This is a genomic window from Myxococcus guangdongensis (assembly GCF_024198255.1).
GTDB lineage: Bacteria > Myxococcota > Myxococcia > Myxococcales > Myxococcaceae > Myxococcus > Myxococcus guangdongensis.
In genome coordinates this window covers 19,209-34,451 of sequence record NZ_JAJVKW010000006.1, presented here as the reverse complement: position 1 = coordinate 34,451, position 15,243 = coordinate 19,209, and the positions used below count along the sequence as shown (strand labels likewise).

Here is a 15,243-nt window from a genome sequence, read left to right as displayed (position 1 = left end):
CGCATTACTCGAACTTCCCGTGCCGCCCGGCCCCCTGGGCGAAGCGGGTGGCCCCCGGGACGGACTCGGACTCCAGCACCTTGACGCCCCGGATGAACTCCTGACGCAGTGCTTCTTCCTGGGGGAACCCACCCTGGGCGTAGGCGGAGGCGCGGTCCGCGTTCATGCAGGCTTGGGGGAAGGCGGCCACCTCCCGGGCGAGCGCCTCGGCGGCCTCACGGGCGTGGCCCTTGGGCACCACGCGGTTGACCAGTCCCATGGCCAGCGCCTCCTGGGCGGACACGGGGCGCCCGGTGAGGATGAGGTCCAGGGCCCGGGACAACCCGATGAGCCGGGGCAGGCGCACGGTGCCGCCGTCGATGAGCGGCACGCCCCAGCGCCGACAGAAGACGCCGAGCACCGCGTCCTCCTCGACGACGCGCAAATCGCACCACAGCGCGAGCTCCAGGCCCCCGGCGACGGCGTGGCCGCTGATGGCCGCGATGACGGGCTTGCTCAGCACCATGCGCGAGGGCCCCATGGGGGCATCGCCGTCCATCTGGAGGCGCGGCATGCGCCCTTCCGAGACGGCCTTGAGGTCCGCGCCCGCGCAGAAGGTGCCTCCATCGCCGTAGAGGACGCCGACTCGCGACTCCGTGTCTGCGTCGAACGCGCGGAAGGCGTCCGCGAGCAGCTGCGCGGTGGCGCCGTCCACGGCGTTGCGCACCTCGGGGCGGTGGAGGACGACGGTGGTGACGGGGCCGTTCTTCTCGGTGCGCACGCTCATGGCGCGGAGTCTTCTCCGCTGGCGCATGGGTCGCAATGCCGAGCAACATGGCGCGACGACGCGCGGGCATTCAGCCCCATGAATCACTCCGGCGACGCGGGGGCAAGCCCTCACGCGGGCATGCGCATCGTCCCAGGTGCTCCTCGCGGAGGGTGGACGGACAGGCCCCTCGGCGCGCCCTCGTCTCCACCCTCGACCTGGTGTGCGCCCCTCACATCGGCGCGTGCGCGTCCTCCCCTGCCCTGCCCGAGGACGCCTCACGGATGAGCCGCGCCACCGCGCGCAGGTCCTCCACGAACGCCTCGCGCTGCCGCGCCCGGGCCTCCGGGTCCGGCGCACGCAGGATGGAGGATGGGTGCACCGTGGCCACGACGATGGGCGCCCAATCAGAGGGAATCGGGTGCCCCCGCTGCTGCGTCACGCGGAAGTCCTTGCCGAGCAGCGCCTGCGCCGCGGTGGCCCCCAGGCACACGAGGAGGTCGGGGCGGAACACCTGGATCTCCGCCTCGAGCCACGGCAGGCACGCGCGCACCTCCGTCGTGTTCGGCTTCGCGTGGATGCGGCGCTTGCCCTCCCCCGTCCACTTGAAGTGCTTCACCGTGTTGGTGACGTACACCTGCGAGCGGTCGATGCCGGCCTCCTCCAGCGCCTCGTCCAGCAGCCTGCCGGACGGCCCCACGAAGGGCCTGCCCTCGCGGTCCTCCTGGTCTCCCGGCTGCTCCCCCACCAGCATCACCCTGGGGCCCGGACCGGGCCTCCCCACCGGCTCGCCGAACACGGTTTGCGTGCCCGTCTTCCACAAGGGACACGCCTGACAGGCCGATGCGGCCTCTCGGAGCTTGTCGTACGTCGGAGACTCAGGGATGAGTGGGGCCGCGGTGGTCTGGACGGAGGGACGCTTGGGCATGGCTGACCCACAAGGTATTCACGGCAACGGCGGCGACGACGCGGCACCCCAGGCGGAGGTCGGCATGTTCGCCAACCGGCTGCGCAAGGGCTCGAAGCACTTCCGCAGGTGGGCTCGCGCCCAGGGGCTGACGGCCTTTCGCGTCTATGACCGGGACATTCCCGAGTACCCCTATGCCATCGACCTCTACGGCGACTGCGTGCACGTCACCGAGTACCCGCGCCGCAAGGCCCTCAAGTCCGGCACCGCCGAGACGCAGCGCGAGGAGGTCCTCGCCGCGGTGACGCAGGTGCTTGAGACACCCGCCGAGCGCGTGTTCGTGAAGACGCACACACCCCAGCCCTGGGGCCGCGCGCAGTACGGCCGCGTGGGCGAGGGCAGCGGGCGGCTCGTCGTCGAGGAGCGCGGCCTGAAGTTCTGGGTCAACCTGGGCGACTACCTGGACACCGGCCTCTTCATGGACCACCGCGACACGCGCCAGCGCGTCCGCGAGGAGGTCCGGGGCAAGCGCTTCCTCAACCTCTTCGCGTACACGGGTGCGTTCACCGTCTACGCCGCGGCCGGCGGCGCCGCGAGCACCGTGACGGTGGACCTGTCCAACACGTACCTCGACTGGGCCGAGGACAACCTGGACCTCAATGGCCTCGCCAACGCGCGCCACGAGCTGGTCCGCGGGGACGCCAAGGCCTGGGTGGAAGCCCAGGCCCGAGGCCCCGAGCGCTACGACGTCATCGTCTGCGACCCGCCCTCCTTCTCCACCTCGAAGAAGATGACGGGCTCGTTCAACGTGCAGCGCGACCACGTGCGCATGCTGGACGCGCTCCGGACGCTGCTGTCGCCCGGAGGCGTCCTCTACTTCTCCAACAACTTCCTCGGCTTCCAACTGGACGCCAAGGCGACGCGCGGCTGGAAGTCCGTGGAGGAGCTCACCCCCGGCTCCATCCCCGAGGACTTCCAGCGCAAGGACATCCACCGCTGCTGGCGGATGGTGGCGCCCTGACGAAGCGAGGGCGCCACCCGGGACGTCACCCGACTACAGCCAGCACGCGTTCTCGACGCAGCGCTCGCCCGCGGGGCACTCGCAGTTGGCCACGCAGGCCTTGCCGCTGCCGCGGTTGACGGGCTTGCACACGCCGTCGGTGCACGCGTGGTTCTCCGGGCACTCGCAGTTGGCGCGGCAGACGTTGCTGGTGCCCGCGTCGGGGGGAGGCGGCGTGGGCGCGCGGCAGGCGCCGTTGGTGCAGACCTGACCGGAGGGGCAGTCGCAGTTGGCGGAGCAGTACGGGCCCGGCCCCGCGTCGGGAGGCGGAGGCGGCGGGGTCGGCGCGCGGCAGTAACCGCTGGTGCACACCTGGCCGGAGGGGCAGTCGCAGTTGGCCATGCACGTCTGGCCCGGCTCCGGCTGCGGCGAGCGGCACTGGCCGTTGGTGCAGACCTGGCCCGAGGGGCAGTCGCAGTTGGCGCGGCACTCACCGCCGTGGGGAATCGGCAGGCAGTAGCCAATCTGGCAGGAGAAGTCCTCGGGGCACTGCGTGGTGGACTCGCACTGCGCACGGCACTGGCCGTCCACGCAGTCCTTGCCGTCCGAGCAATCACGCGCCGAGCGGCACGCGTTCGGGTCCGGCGGACGCGGGCGGCACACGCCGGAGATGCACGCCTCGTCGCCGAAGCACTGCGCGTCCGTCGAGCAGCCGCGCACGCACTGGTTGTTGATGCAGTAGTTGCCCGCGCCGCAATCCGCGTTCACCCAGCACGTGGGGCCGGGGCCCGCGTCCGTCGCGGGGCCGCCGTCGATGCCGCCATCGGGGCGAGGACCGCCGTCGGGGCGCGTCCCGCCATCCGGACGAGGAATCCCGCCGTCGCTCCCCGCGTCGGGGCGCGGCGTGGGGGAAGGCGTGCAGAAGCCACCCTCGCAGCGGCCGCTGGGGCACTCGCCGTTGCGGACACAGGGCTGGGCACAGACGTTGTCGAGGCAGATCTGCGTGCCGGGACACTCGAGCGAGGAGGAACACCGCTGGGTGCCGGGGCCGGTGTCGCGACAGATGCCCCCGATGCAGTACTGGCCGCCGTCACAGTCGGCGCTGGTGGAGCAGTAGCAGACGTCCTCGTCGTCCATCCAACTGTCATCGGGCTCGTGGATGATGCAGCCTTGGAGGAAGGCGAACAGCACGAGCAGCGGCGCCAGCAGGCGTCGCGGGGGGTTGTGCCTCATGAGCGGGGACTCCGAGCTACGGGGAACCGGTCCGGCCACCGGGTGGGTTGTCCGGTTTCACCCGCGTTGGACTCCGGGGCGCTGACGGCTGATCAAAAATCTTTTTTGATCGTCACACGCCGCCGCGGCGACCCAGGGGCACGGAGGTAGTGTGCTGACCTGGACCTTTCACATGGACGGTGGGGCGCTCCTGCAAGGGAGAACCTCGCGGCGGGTCCCGGAGGGAGAGCGTCCAGTGATTTTCCGTGATGCCCAGGCACTGGCGACCGCGGCCTCGCCCGAGGAGCGTCCTGGGCCGGGTCCGGCCATACCTCCCACGTCGGATGAGCCGCAGCTGCGGCTGCTCGTGGGCCGGCTCCAGGACGGGGACCTCACCGCCTTCGAGCGTCTCTATGAGCTGACGAAGGTGGACGCGGCGCGCACCTTGCGGCACCTGGTGGGCAATCGCGTGGACGTGGAGGACCTGCTCCAGGAGACGTACTTGCGGCTGCTCACGGCGGTGAAGGGCTATCGGGGCGAGTCGCGGTTCCGGACGTTCTTCTATCGGGTGTGCTCGAACGTGGCGCTGTCGCATCTGCGGTGGAAGCGAAGGCGGCCGGAGGACTCGGTCGCGGAGCCTCCGGAGTGTGAGTCGACGGGCGAGGACCCGGAGGCCGCGGCGCAGCGCAGGCAGGCGGCCCGGCTGGTGGAGCTGGCGCTGGAGCGGCTCAAGCCGAAGAAGCGAATCGTCTTCGTGTACTACGAGCTGTGCGGAATGAGCCCGGACGAAATCGCCGAGGCCGTGGGAAGCTCTCCCAACACCGTCCGCAGCCGCCTGCATCACGCGAGATTGGAGTTCAACGAGGCCATGCAGCGACTGCTCGCCACCCGCCGCCCTGGAGGCCCGTATGGCTCACCCTGAGGCAGGGGTGCTGTGGTCACTGGCGGCCGACGAGCTGACCGCCGAGGACTCCGCGCGCATCCGTGCGCACCTGTCCGAGTGCCCCGCGTGCACGGGTCAGTGGGAGCAGGTCCGCGCAAGCCGCGCGATGTTGCACGAGGCCCGGCAGGTGGAGCCCGTGGTGCGCTGGGACGCGGTCGGCACGGCCCTGCGAGCCAAGGCGGCCGCGAGCATGGAGGCGAAGCACGCGCGATGGCCGTGGGCGCGAACCGACGCGGTCGCGAGCACGGGGGCACAGCACGCGCGATGGCCGTGGGCCCTGACACTCGCGGGGGCGTGTGCGGTGGCGCTCGCGCTCTTCCTCGTCAGTACCTCCGCGACACGGGGGACGCCCTCGAGCGAGGTGCTCGCGGGAAAGGCCTCGACGTCGGACGAGGCGCTCGCGGGACGGACGACCGGGTCCGCGGGCACGGGTCAGGAGCTCGCGGGACAGACGAGAGCAACAGGCGAGGCGCTGACGGGCCCCACGGGCGACGCGCTCGCGGAGCTGACGACCTCTTCGGAGAGCGCGGTGGAGTCGCTCGCGATGGACGGCAACCCCGCGTGGGCCGAAAGCGTTCCGGGAGCGGTGCTCAAGGAACAAGGCGGCCAGGAGCGAGCGCTGCGCGCCGGGATGCGATTGCGCTCGGGCGTCGCGGTGAAGACACCCGCGAAGGCCTCCGCCATGTTGCGCCTGCCGGATGCGAGTCAGGTCCGCGTGTCCGCAGGCTCCGAAGTGGAGCTGTCGAAAGCCGAGCCGAGCGACGTGCACCTCACGGTGCATCAGGGCCGCTTGTCGGTGAAGGCGTCGCACGTGGAGCGCCGCGGCTTCCGGGTGGACGTCGCGGGCCTGCGCGTGTCCGTGGTCGGCACGGTCTTCACCGTGGAGCGCACGGCGCTGGGCGCATCCGTGGCGGTGTCCGAGGGCCGCGTGCGAGTGGAGCTGGAAGGACAGCCCGCGCGCATGGTGAGCGCGGGCGAGCGCATCGAACTGCTCGCCAGCGACAAGGCCCTGAGGCAGGAGAAGCTGTCCCAGCCGGACCGCGAAGCCCTGGAGGTGTTCGAGCCTCCGACGGAGTCCTCGACCCAGGATGTCGGCACCACGGTGCCCACCGCCGCGAACCCTCCGTCACGAGCACAGGACGTGTTGCCCGCGGTGGCCCACGCGCCACAGGCTCCGGACGCGGTGAAGTCCGCCGTCGCGACGACGCCGGTGAGGAAGACGCAGTCGAAGCAGCTCGTGGTCGCGTCGCTATCGCCGTCGCGCGCGAGGAACACCGAGCCCGAGCTGCCTGACTCCGTGGCCGTGCCCCCCGACATCGAGGACACGCCCCAGGGTGAGGTGCCCGCCGCCATGGCCGCCGCCGAACCTCCACCCGCTGCGGTCCCCGCGCCGAGCACACCCTTCGACCCGTCGCAGGACTTCGCACCCTATCCGGCCCCATCGGTGACGGAGCGGATGAACCCACCGCGAACACCGCTGACCCGCCCCGCCGCCCCACCGCAGCCCACGAAGGTCGCGGAGGCCGCGCCCACGAAGAAGGACGCGCACCAGCCCAAGGCGCTGCTGTCGAAGGACGCGGACGAGCGGTTCCTCGGTTACGCGCGGCTCCAGCTCAGCCAGCGCAGCTGCGAGAACTACCTCGCCGGCCTGGAGGAGATCGCCGACAAGAGCCCGCGCAAGAAGCACCGCGAACAGGCGCGATACCTGCGCGCACGCTGCTTCGAACAGCGACTCCAGGGACAGGACGCGAAGCATGAGTATCGTCAGTACCTGAAGGACTTCCCGCGAGGCCGCTACGTACGTGAGGCGGGCGCGGCCATCCTGCCGTAGCCCCCCGAGCGTCGCTTCAATGCCCGGGCACGCGCCCGGAACGAGTGACGGCACATCCGGGGCGATACATCACCAACGAAACCAGACACAGGAGGCGCATCGCTCGCGCCCGTGTCTGGCTGAAATCCACCGCGGCCCTGCGTCAGCCCTCGGTGCCGGTGCGCTGCTTCACCCGCTTCATCGGCTCGCTCGCCTGGCCTCGCTCCACCAGCACGCGCAGCACCGACTCCAGCGCGCGGATGCGTGTCCCCGCGCGACCCGGAGCCCAGCGCGGCACATCTGGCCCCGAGAGCAACTCCATCGCGTGCTCCACTCCGCCCGCCTTGCCCTCCAGCGCGCGCGCAGTGGCCAACCGCACGTTCCTCGCGGACCTGCGCGCCACCCCGCCCTCCCACAGCAGGTCGAGCGCGAACGTCGTCCACACCGCCAGCTCATCCTCCGGCCGCAGGAATTGCTCGAACCGAGCCAGCGCCGCGGCCCGAGACTCGCCCGCGCGCAGCACCTCTTCCGACAGCTCCACGTGCAGCGTCGTGCTGCGAGCCAGTGGCCGCTCCGGCGCGATGATGGCCTCGAAGCGCTCTCCTGAAGCAGGGCGGCACGCGACCATGTGCACCAACTCCGCCGGGATGTCCGCGCCCGTCGGGTGCGCGTTGGCCTCGCCGTAGAACACCACCAGGTTCTCGAAGGCCTGCGCCAGCGAGCGCAGCTCGAACGGCGGACGCCACGGGCCGTAGTGGATGCGGCGACGATTCGGCGAGGTCCGCGTCGACTGACGCCCCAGCTGCGTGTCGACCATGTACTCGAACGCGCGCAGCATCGTGTCGAACTTCTCCGGCTGGCCCTCGAGCAGCCCGAGGATCTCCACCACCGCCTCGATGGTGGACACACAGTGGTCCGCCGGCTCCGCGCGGATGCGGTAGTTGCTCGGACGCCGAGGCACGAAGCCGATGCGCGGCAGTCCCGCGAGCACCGGGTTGCGCGACACGACCTTCTTCGCCTGCGGCCACGTCCCGTCCACGACGATGAGCGTCTTCGGCGGACGCGCGCGCGCATCCTCCACGGAGATGGCGTCCTCCCCCGGGAAGAGCACCGCGACGGAGTCCGGGTCCTTCGCCAGCTCCTCCAGCCGGGCATGGCCCGTGAAGTCGACGCCCTGATGAATCTCGGAGTTGGCCAGCGCCAGGTGCGCCATGCGCGCGGTGCCGATGGCCACCCGGCGCTCACGGGGGTGCTGGAGGAAGACGACGCGGGTGCGCGTGTCCAGCCGGGGCGGCAGTTGCGAGCAGTAGCAAGCGCTCTCGGGGCGATGGCAGCGAAGACAAAGGGAACGCACAGCCCGGCTTTACGGCACGGCCCGGAACCGGGCAAGCACTGCCGGTACAGGGGCCCTCCGCCAGCCAGGGCGCCAGGCGCTCCCGCGGGGAAGAAGCCCCCCACGCCCCCTCCAGCCGGGGTACACAGGTCCCCCGTGAACCTGCTGCTGCTCTTGGACGAGGACTTCCTGCCGGACGGCACCGCCCGGCTCACCGGCCGCCGCGCCCAACACGCCCGGGAGGTGCTGCGCGCCGAGCCTGGGGAATCCCTGCGCGTGGGACGCCTGGGCGGGCTGACGGGCACGGGAGAGGTGCTGGAGAACAGCGCCGGCGTCCTCCACCTGCGCGTGTCCCTCACCGAGCCGCCACCGCCCCGTGCGGGCATCGACCTGCTGCTCGCCATCCCCCGGCCCAAGGCCCTCAAGAAGGTCCTCCCGGCCGTGGCCTCGCTGGGCGTGGACCGCATCGTCCTGGTCAACGCCGCCCGCGTGGAGAAGAGCTACTTCGACTCCAAGGTGCTCGACGGCGCGTTCGTGCGGGAGCTGCTCCTCCAGGGCCTGGAACAGGCGCGCGACACCCACCTCCCGGAGGTCCTCGTCCGCGAGCGCTTCCGCCCCTTCGTCGAGGACGAGCTCGACAGCGTCTTCCCCACCAGCGCCGTCCGCCTGCTCCCCCACCCTCCGGCGACCCAGCCCCTGCGCCAGGTGGCCGCGGCCCCCGGCCAACGCTCCGTGCTCGCCATCGGCCCCGACGGAGGTTGGGTGTCGTTCGAGGCCCAATTGTTGGAATCCCACGGCTTCCGCCCGTTCTCGCTCGGGCCCCGGATTCTCCGCGTGGAGACGGCGGTTCCCGTGCTCGTCGGGCAAGTAGCCCTTCTCGCGGAAGACACTGCTCCGCGTCACGATGCAGGTGGCACTTGAAGGGGGTGGGCCGCTGTCCGAGAGTTATCGGCCATGGCCACGTCCATCCCTTCGTCCTCGGTCGCTTCCGACAGCACGCAGCCCGCGGTCGGTGAGCAGCAGTCCCTCGTCACGTCCGAGCCGCAAGCTCCAGCGGCGAAGCCCGCGAGCCACGACTCGCTGCCGCCCCAGGCGCTGCTCGACTTCATGCTGGAGAAGTGGAAGCCCGCGTCGGGGAAGCTGCCGCCGAAGATCAAGTACGCGGAGGCCTTCAAGGCCCGTCGCAAGGCGCTGTCGCAGGCCTTCCCCGGCGAGACGATTGTCATCCCCACCGGCCACGAGAAGGTGCGCGCGAACGACACGTACTACCGCTTCCGCCCGGGCACGGACTTCTACTACCTCACCGGCAACATGGAGGCGGACTGCGTGCTGGTGCTGGAGCCGAAGGACGGCGGCGGCCACACGGACCTCCTCTTCGTGGAGCCCAACCCGGGCCGCTCGGACGCGACGTTCTTCACGGACCGGGTGAAGGGCGAGCTGTGGGTGGGCCCGCGCCTGGGCGTACCGGAGAGCCGCGCGCGCCATGACGTCGACGAGGCGCGGGGACTGGACACGCTGAACGCGTACCTCAAGGGCCTGAAGGGCTCGGCGAAGACCACGCGCGTGTTGCGCGGACACTCGGCCAAGGTGGACGCCGAGGTGGCCGAGGGCGGCGAGCGCGACAAGGCGCTGGCCACGTTCCTGTCGGAGATGCGGCTCATCAAGGACGCGCAGGAGCTGCGCGAGCTGCAGATCTCCATCGACGCCACGCAGCGCGGCTTCGAGGACGTCATCCGCAGCCTGAAGGTGGCGAAGACGGAGCGCTACGTGGAGGGCATCTTCAACCTGCGCGCGCGGGTGGAGGGCAACGACACGGGCTACAACAGCATCGTCGCCAGCGGCTCGCACGCGTGCGTGCTGCACTGGAACCGCAATGATGGTCCGCTCGTCCCCGGGGACCTGCTGCTCCTGGACGCGGGCGTCGAGGGCCACACGCTCTACACGGCGGACATCACGCGGACGCTGCCCATCACGGGCCGCTTCTCGCCGGAGCAGAAGGCCATCTACGAGCTGGTGTACGCGTCGCAGGAGGCCGCGTTCGCGGCGGTGAAGCCGGGCAACGACTTCATGGAGCCCAACCGCGCCGCCATGCGGGTGCTGGCCGAGGGCCTGGAGAAGCTGGGCATCCTCGAGGACGCCGCCGAGGCGCTCAAGGACGAGCACCAGTTCTACAAGCGCTACTCGTTGCACAACGTCAGCCACATGCTGGGGTTGGACGTGCATGACTGCGCGCAGGCGCGGCAGGAGGCGTACAAGTACGGCAAGCTGCAGGCGGGCATGGTGCTCACGGTGGAGCCGGGCCTGTACTTCCAGAAGGACGACCTCACGGTGCCCGCGCGCTACCGCGGCATCGGCGTGCGCATCGAGGACGACCTGGTCGTCACCGCGCGCGGCTGCAAGGTGCTGTCCGGCAACATCCCGCGCACGGTGAAGGACATCGAGGCGTGGATGAGCGGCGTGTGGAGCGCCGAGAAGACGTCCGCCGCGCCCAAGGGCAAGAAGGCCCCCGCGAAGAAGGCCAAGGCCCCCGCCGCGAAGAAGGCGAAGGCCGGCAAGCGCAAGTAGTCCGTGTCACCTCCCCGGCCCCGCCACGCTGGAGGCGAGGGCCGGGCGGTTGACGCGTTCAGGACACCGGAGCGAAGCGCACGTCGTGGGTCGAGGCATCCGCCGCCGCGAAGGCGAGCAGACGCAGCCCCTCTTGAGTCAGCGCCTCGCGGTCGCCACCGGACAGTCGCGCGAAGGGCGAGACGTGCAGCGTGACGCGCGTCTTCTCCCACTTCAGCTTCCACATGCCGCGCACGAAGCCGTCCATGAGCACCGTCGGACGGATGATGCCGTTGACGGTGAAGACGCGCTTGCGATGCGGCTCGGAGATGATGCGCGCGCGGTCCGAGTGGGACAGCAGCAGGTTGTCGAACTCGGGCACGAAGCGCACGGGCACCGGCGTGTCACCGTCGGGCCGGGGAGCGTCGGGCAGGTCGAACAGCTCGACGCCCTGCTCGTCGCGGAACACGCGCAGCTCGGCGCGCATCCGCTCGAAGACTTCGCCCAGTCGCACGAAGCCGGACCAGTGCTGCATGTCTTTCACACTCGCGGGACCGAAGGCGCCCAGGTAGCGCCGCACCAGTGACTCCAGCGCGAGCGCGGGCTGCAAGGGTGCACCGAGCCACGACTCCGACGGAGTGAACTCCACCTCCCCGCCCACGCCCCAGGTGCCGAACGGAGGCACCGTGACGAGTGACTCGGCGACACGCACCACGAACGCCAGGGACTGGGCATCCCGCTCCGGCCAGCGAGCCTGGAGTCGCCGCCCCAACTCCACCGAGCTCAGGGGCTCACGCGAGAGGAGCTGGCGTCCCTCGGCGAGCAGCGCGTCCATGTCCAGCCCCGCGAGCTCTCGCGGATAGGCGCTGTGGCTGAACATCCGGTCCAACACGGGCTGGAGCGCGGGGCGCAGCGACTGGTAGTCCCGCGCGGTGACCAGGTGCTGCGTGGAGCGCAGCAGCGTCGCCCGCACCACCTCCCGTTGCTCGTAGCGCCGGGTGAGGTCCGCGAGCTGGAAGTCCTCCATCCGCGTCCACAGGCCCAGATAGGGCGCATTGCCGGCCTGGGCCTGGAGTCCCACCAGATGCTCGAGAACATGGAGCACGGACTCACGGGTCCGTCGCAGCAGGAACTGGCGCGCGAGCAATGCCCGGTTCAGCTCGCGCGTCGTCAGCACGGATGCCAGCACCGACTTCTCAGCGCTCCGCAGCGTGGGGGAGGAACGCTTGCGCGGTGACGGCACCGCATCACGAGGAGTCAAAGCGCGCGAGGAGGACGGCTGCTTACGTCGCGACGGCACGGACTCCTTCCCGGCAGCACGAGGCGCCGAGTTCTGCGAGGCCGACGGCTGCTTGCGTCGCGACGGCACGGCATCCTCCACAGCGTCCCGAGGCGTCGAGCCGCGCGAGGCAGACCGTGACTCGCGGCGGCGCGAAGGCACGGACTCCTCCACGGCAGCATGAGGCGCCGAGCCCGCCGAGGCAGATGGTGACTTGCGGCGCGACGACACGGCTTCCTCCACAGCGTCTCGAGGCGCCGAGCCGCGCGAGGCAGACCGTGACTCGCGGCGCGACGACACGGACTGTTCCACAGCACCAGGAGGCGCCGAGCCCGCCGAGGCAGATGGTGACTTGCGGCGCGACGGCACGGCTTCCTCCCCGGCAGCACGAAGCGCCGAGCCCTGCGAGGCAGGCGGAGACTCACGGCGCGACGACATTAACTCTTCCACAGCGCCGCGAGGAACCGCCACCAGCCGGGGACGAGCACCCTCCTCGTTCGGCCCCTGCGCCTTCGCGCGCTGCCCGTCCACGGGCACGAAGGGAAACGGAAGGAACATCAGGGGAATGGGGAGCATGGGGCGTGGGTCCTCGCGAGTCCGGCACAGCTCGGCGGCTTCGTGAGACGCACCATGACGACCGGGCGTGACAGCGATATGTCAGGTATGTAGGCAGCCCCTTCGAAGGGCCGGACACGGAGCGATGTGACAGGTCCACCCGAGGGCCCGTCTCCGTCTGCCGAGCGCATCGGGAGCCTCGCCGCGAGCGAGGCCCCCGGACACACGCATCAAGGCGTCGGAGCGGGAGCCACCTGCGGGGCAACCTCATCGGCCGGAGCCGGCGCCGTCCCGGGCACCGACCCACCCGCGGGCGCGGCCGGCGTCTTCCGCGTCTTCTCCCACTCCTCGGTCGACAGCGGGAGGAGCTCCTTGAGCGTGGAGTACTTCACCTCCAGTTCACGAGGCTCGGTGCGGGTGTCCGCCCCCGCGGTGAAGGACAGGCGGTTGATCTCGTGCCCGTCCTCCGTCTCCAACACCACCCGCCAGTTGCCCGGCTTCAGGTTGGACGTCGTCGCGTAGTAGCGATAGCCGCCATCCGTCCCGTTGCTGCTGACGTTGGCGACGAAGCCGCTGCCGTTCGTCGTCCACCCCTTCTCCGGGTGGTCGTAGAACCAGCGCACCCGCACCTTGTAGGGCGCGAAGTTCTTCGGCGCGAAGATGCGGAAGAAATAGTACGGCTTGTCGCCGGGCCGGATGACGAAGTCCGGACCGAACCACGTCCACGGCTTGAACCAGACCGAGTCATCCACTGACGTCAGCTGGTACACGCCCGGGCTGACGCGCTTCACGTCGTGGAAGATGCCCGAGTACTGCACCGCGAGCGGGATGGGCGGGATGATGCCCACCAGGTAGCAGGCCAGCAGCGCCACCTGCACACCGAAGCCCGGCACCGCGACGTTGCGCACCAGATAGTGCATGTCCGGACGCCAGCGCGCCATCAGCCGCATCAGCCCGTACATGCTCGCGCAGCCCAGCGCCATCGCCAGCAGGAACACCCAGAAGCCGATGCGCCCGATGACCACCGGCAACAGGCACGCGAAGTACATCGTCACGCACAGGCTCAGCAGCGAGACGCGCACCACCGGGCCCATCTTGCGGAACAGCGGCAGCTCGTTGGCCACCAGCAGCGCGAACATGCCGATGACGAAGAGGTAGGGCGTGAAGCCCGACGTGCTCTTGAACAAGAGCAGCATGAAGACGCTGAGCAGGCTGCCGAAGAAGAAGTGGATGGCGTCCTCGCGCCAACGCCACACCTTCTCCAGGAGCTTCGGCGGCTCCACCCCCTCCGGGTAGCGCTGCTCGAGCAGCAGCAGCGTCGCCAGGACGAGCAGGTACGCGAAGCTCTGCACCAGCGTCAGCGTGTCGTCGATGCGGCTGAGCGAGATGATGTCGTAGAGGAAGCCGCCGAAGAAGAACGCGGCCATCTCCCACTTCTCGTGCCGCGTACGGAACGCCTGCACCTTCTCCATCAGCGTGGGCGTCTTCGCCGTGTCCACCAGGTCATCGGGGTCCACCGCGACGGGCACGACGACACCCGGGGCGGCCTCCGTCACGACGACGTTGGCGGGGACGACTGCCTCCGGCGCCGGGGCACCCGACGGCTCGGAGGTCTCTTCGTTCTTCTGGGAGGTGTTGGGCGGAGTAGCGGTGACCACGGTGTTTCCTCGCGGTAGCGGCCTCCCATTCTAGCCCCTTCGAGGGGAGCGGGTCTCCCCTCCCCCCGAGGCACCCGGCTCAGGCCGGGGACTTGCCCGCGACCAGGTCCGCCAGCTCGCCGCTCTCGGCCAGCCCGGTCAGGATGTCGACGCCGCCGACGAACTGCCCCTTGATGAAGATCTGCGGAATGGTGGGCCAGTTCGTGTAGTCCTTGATGCCCTGGCGCACCTCGGGGTCCGCCAGCACGTCCACCGTGAAGACCTCACCGTGGGGCTGCAGGATCTGCAGCGCCCGCGCGGAGAAGCCGCACTGGGGGAACAGGGCGTTGCCCTTCATGAAGAGGACGATGGGGTGCGACTGCGTGATGCTGTCGAACCGGGCCTTGAGGTCGGGGTTCATGGGGGTGTCTCCTTAGCGGTTCCCGAGCTTCTTCCACTGCTCGGGTGAATAGGTCTTGAGTGCGAGCGCATGCAGCTCGCCCGACTTGAGCCACTGCTGGAGCGGCGCATACACGAGCTGGTGCTGCTGCACCATCATCTTGCCGGCGAAGTCCGCGCTGACGACGCGGGCCTCGAAATGGTCCCCCGTCCCGGTGGTGTCATGGACCTCCACCTCGGAGCCCGGCAGGGCCTCCAGGATGCGGCTGCGGACGAATTCTGCGTCGAGCATCAGTTCATTCCCCTTCCCATCACCAGCATGGCCGGGTCCACGCCCATGCCACGCAACGTGGTCTCCCACAACTTGCCAGGCTCCAGGCCCAGCACCGCCTCGCTCGAGGCCTCCGTGAAGAGCCACGAGCCGGCGGCGATTTCACTCTCCAACTGCTTGGGACCCCAGCCCGCATACCCCAGGCAGAAGCGAAGCCGGGGCGCGCTGCGCTCCAACAGCGGGCCCAGCGCGTCCAGCGTCACGCTGAGGAACAGGCCCGGCAGCACGGAGTGCTTCTCCAGCACCCCACCATCGTCGTGCAGCACGAAGCCACGCTGGGGCTCCACCGGGCCGCCCAGGTACACGGGGTGGCTGGAGCGGTCCGCGTGGATGTCGAGCTTCTGACCACGGGCCAGCTCGCCCAGCGTCAAGGGCGCGCCCCGGTTGACGACGAGCCCCATGGAGCCGGACTCCCCGTGCTCGATCATCAAGACGACCGAGCGGTAGAAGTTCGGGTCCCCGAGCTGAGGCATGGCCAGCAGGAAGCCGGGAGCGAGGTTCTTCACGAGACGAGCATCAACCGTTCGAGCGAGCGGCGCAACCGGCAA

14 protein-coding genes are annotated in these 15,243 nt (G+C 70.2%); 5 read left to right on the top strand and 9 right to left on the bottom strand.

Annotation, left to right across the window (positions count from 1 at the left end):
- Positions 1–4: 4 nt before the first annotated feature.
- Entirely contained in the window at positions 5–766 is a 762-nt protein-coding gene (locus LXT21_RS19715) for a crotonase/enoyl-CoA hydratase family protein (RefSeq protein ID WP_254039696.1), read from the bottom strand.
- A gap of 211 nt (positions 767–977) precedes the next feature.
- Positions 978–1,673 (bottom strand): UdgX family uracil-DNA binding protein, encoded by a 696-nt coding sequence (locus tag LXT21_RS19710; protein WP_254039695.1) that lies wholly within the window; start codon positions 1,671–1,673, stop codon positions 978–980.
- Here LXT21_RS19710 and LXT21_RS19705 point away from each other — a divergent pair.
- Complete coding sequence (locus tag LXT21_RS19705; RefSeq protein ID WP_407667005.1) at positions 1,672–2,673, top strand: class I SAM-dependent methyltransferase; 1,002 nt, start codon at positions 1,672–1,674, stop codon at positions 2,671–2,673. The genes LXT21_RS19710 and LXT21_RS19705 overlap by 2 nt on opposite strands.
- Positions 2,674–2,706: 33 nt before the next feature.
- Here the strand turns inward: LXT21_RS19705 and LXT21_RS19700 are convergent, their stop codons facing one another.
- The gene (locus LXT21_RS19700; RefSeq protein ID WP_254039693.1) at positions 2,707–3,885 is read right to left on the bottom strand and encodes a DUF7107 domain-containing protein; all 1,179 of its coding nucleotides are present in this window, start codon (positions 3,883–3,885) and stop codon (positions 2,707–2,709) included.
- A 235-nt stretch (positions 3,886–4,120) separates the two neighbouring features.
- Here LXT21_RS19700 and LXT21_RS19695 point away from each other — a divergent pair, with 235 nt between their 5' ends.
- Together LXT21_RS19695 and LXT21_RS19690 are read left to right on the top strand one after the other, a co-directional pair.
- Entirely contained in the window at positions 4,121–4,786 is a 666-nt protein-coding gene (locus LXT21_RS19695) for an RNA polymerase sigma factor (RefSeq protein ID WP_254039692.1), read from the top strand.
- Positions 4,773–6,638 carry a FecR domain-containing protein gene (locus LXT21_RS19690; RefSeq protein ID WP_254039691.1) on the top strand — a complete coding sequence of 622 codons (1,866 nt, stop codon included), beginning with the start codon at positions 4,773–4,775 and terminating at the stop codon, positions 6,636–6,638. Before LXT21_RS19695 ends, LXT21_RS19690 begins: the two co-directional genes overlap by 14 nt.
- A gap of 142 nt (positions 6,639–6,780) precedes the next feature.
- On the opposite strand, the gene LXT21_RS19685 is transcribed toward LXT21_RS19690, so the two are convergent.
- Positions 6,781–7,971, bottom strand: a complete 1,191-nt coding sequence (locus LXT21_RS19685) for a tRNA-uridine aminocarboxypropyltransferase (protein ID WP_254039690.1) — start codon at positions 7,969–7,971, stop codon at positions 6,781–6,783.
- 135 nt (positions 7,972–8,106) lie between these two features.
- Here LXT21_RS19685 and LXT21_RS19680 point away from each other — a divergent pair, with 135 nt between their 5' ends.
- Together LXT21_RS19680 and LXT21_RS19675 are read left to right on the top strand one after the other, a co-directional pair.
- On the top strand, positions 8,107–8,871 hold the full coding sequence (locus LXT21_RS19680) for a 16S rRNA (uracil(1498)-N(3))-methyltransferase (RefSeq protein ID WP_254039689.1): 765 nt from the start codon (positions 8,107–8,109) through the stop codon (positions 8,869–8,871).
- A 33-nt stretch (positions 8,872–8,904) separates the two neighbouring features.
- The gene (locus LXT21_RS19675; RefSeq protein WP_254039688.1) at positions 8,905–10,515 is read left to right on the top strand and encodes an aminopeptidase P family protein; all 1,611 of its coding nucleotides are present in this window, start codon (positions 8,905–8,907) and stop codon (positions 10,513–10,515) included.
- Positions 10,516–10,573: 58 nt separating this feature from the next.
- Here LXT21_RS19675 and LXT21_RS19670 read toward each other — a convergent pair whose 3' ends face one another.
- The 5 genes from LXT21_RS19670 to LXT21_RS19650 form a co-directional block, all read right to left on the bottom strand.
- Entirely contained in the window at positions 10,574–11,683 is a 1,110-nt protein-coding gene (locus LXT21_RS19670) for a winged helix DNA-binding domain-containing protein (RefSeq protein ID WP_254039687.1), read from the bottom strand.
- Between the two features lie 875 nt (positions 11,684–12,558).
- Positions 12,559–13,986: a DUF2914 domain-containing protein gene (locus LXT21_RS19665; RefSeq protein ID WP_254039686.1), complete on the bottom strand. Its 1,428-nt coding sequence runs from the start codon at positions 13,984–13,986 to the stop codon at positions 12,559–12,561.
- 79 nt (positions 13,987–14,065) lie between these two features.
- Positions 14,066–14,386, bottom strand: coding sequence for a Grx4 family monothiol glutaredoxin (gene grxD / locus LXT21_RS19660; protein ID WP_046712200.1), 321 nt, complete (start codon positions 14,384–14,386; stop codon positions 14,066–14,068).
- Between the two features lie 12 nt (positions 14,387–14,398).
- The gene (locus LXT21_RS19655; RefSeq protein ID WP_254039685.1) at positions 14,399–14,656 is read right to left on the bottom strand and encodes a BolA family protein; all 258 of its coding nucleotides are present in this window, start codon (positions 14,654–14,656) and stop codon (positions 14,399–14,401) included.
- Positions 14,656–15,201 (bottom strand): YqgE/AlgH family protein, encoded by a 546-nt coding sequence (locus LXT21_RS19650; protein WP_254039684.1) that lies wholly within the window; start codon positions 15,199–15,201, stop codon positions 14,656–14,658. The genes LXT21_RS19655 and LXT21_RS19650 overlap by 1 nt, the downstream gene beginning before the upstream one ends.
- Between the last annotated feature and the right edge of the window lie 42 nt (positions 15,202–15,243).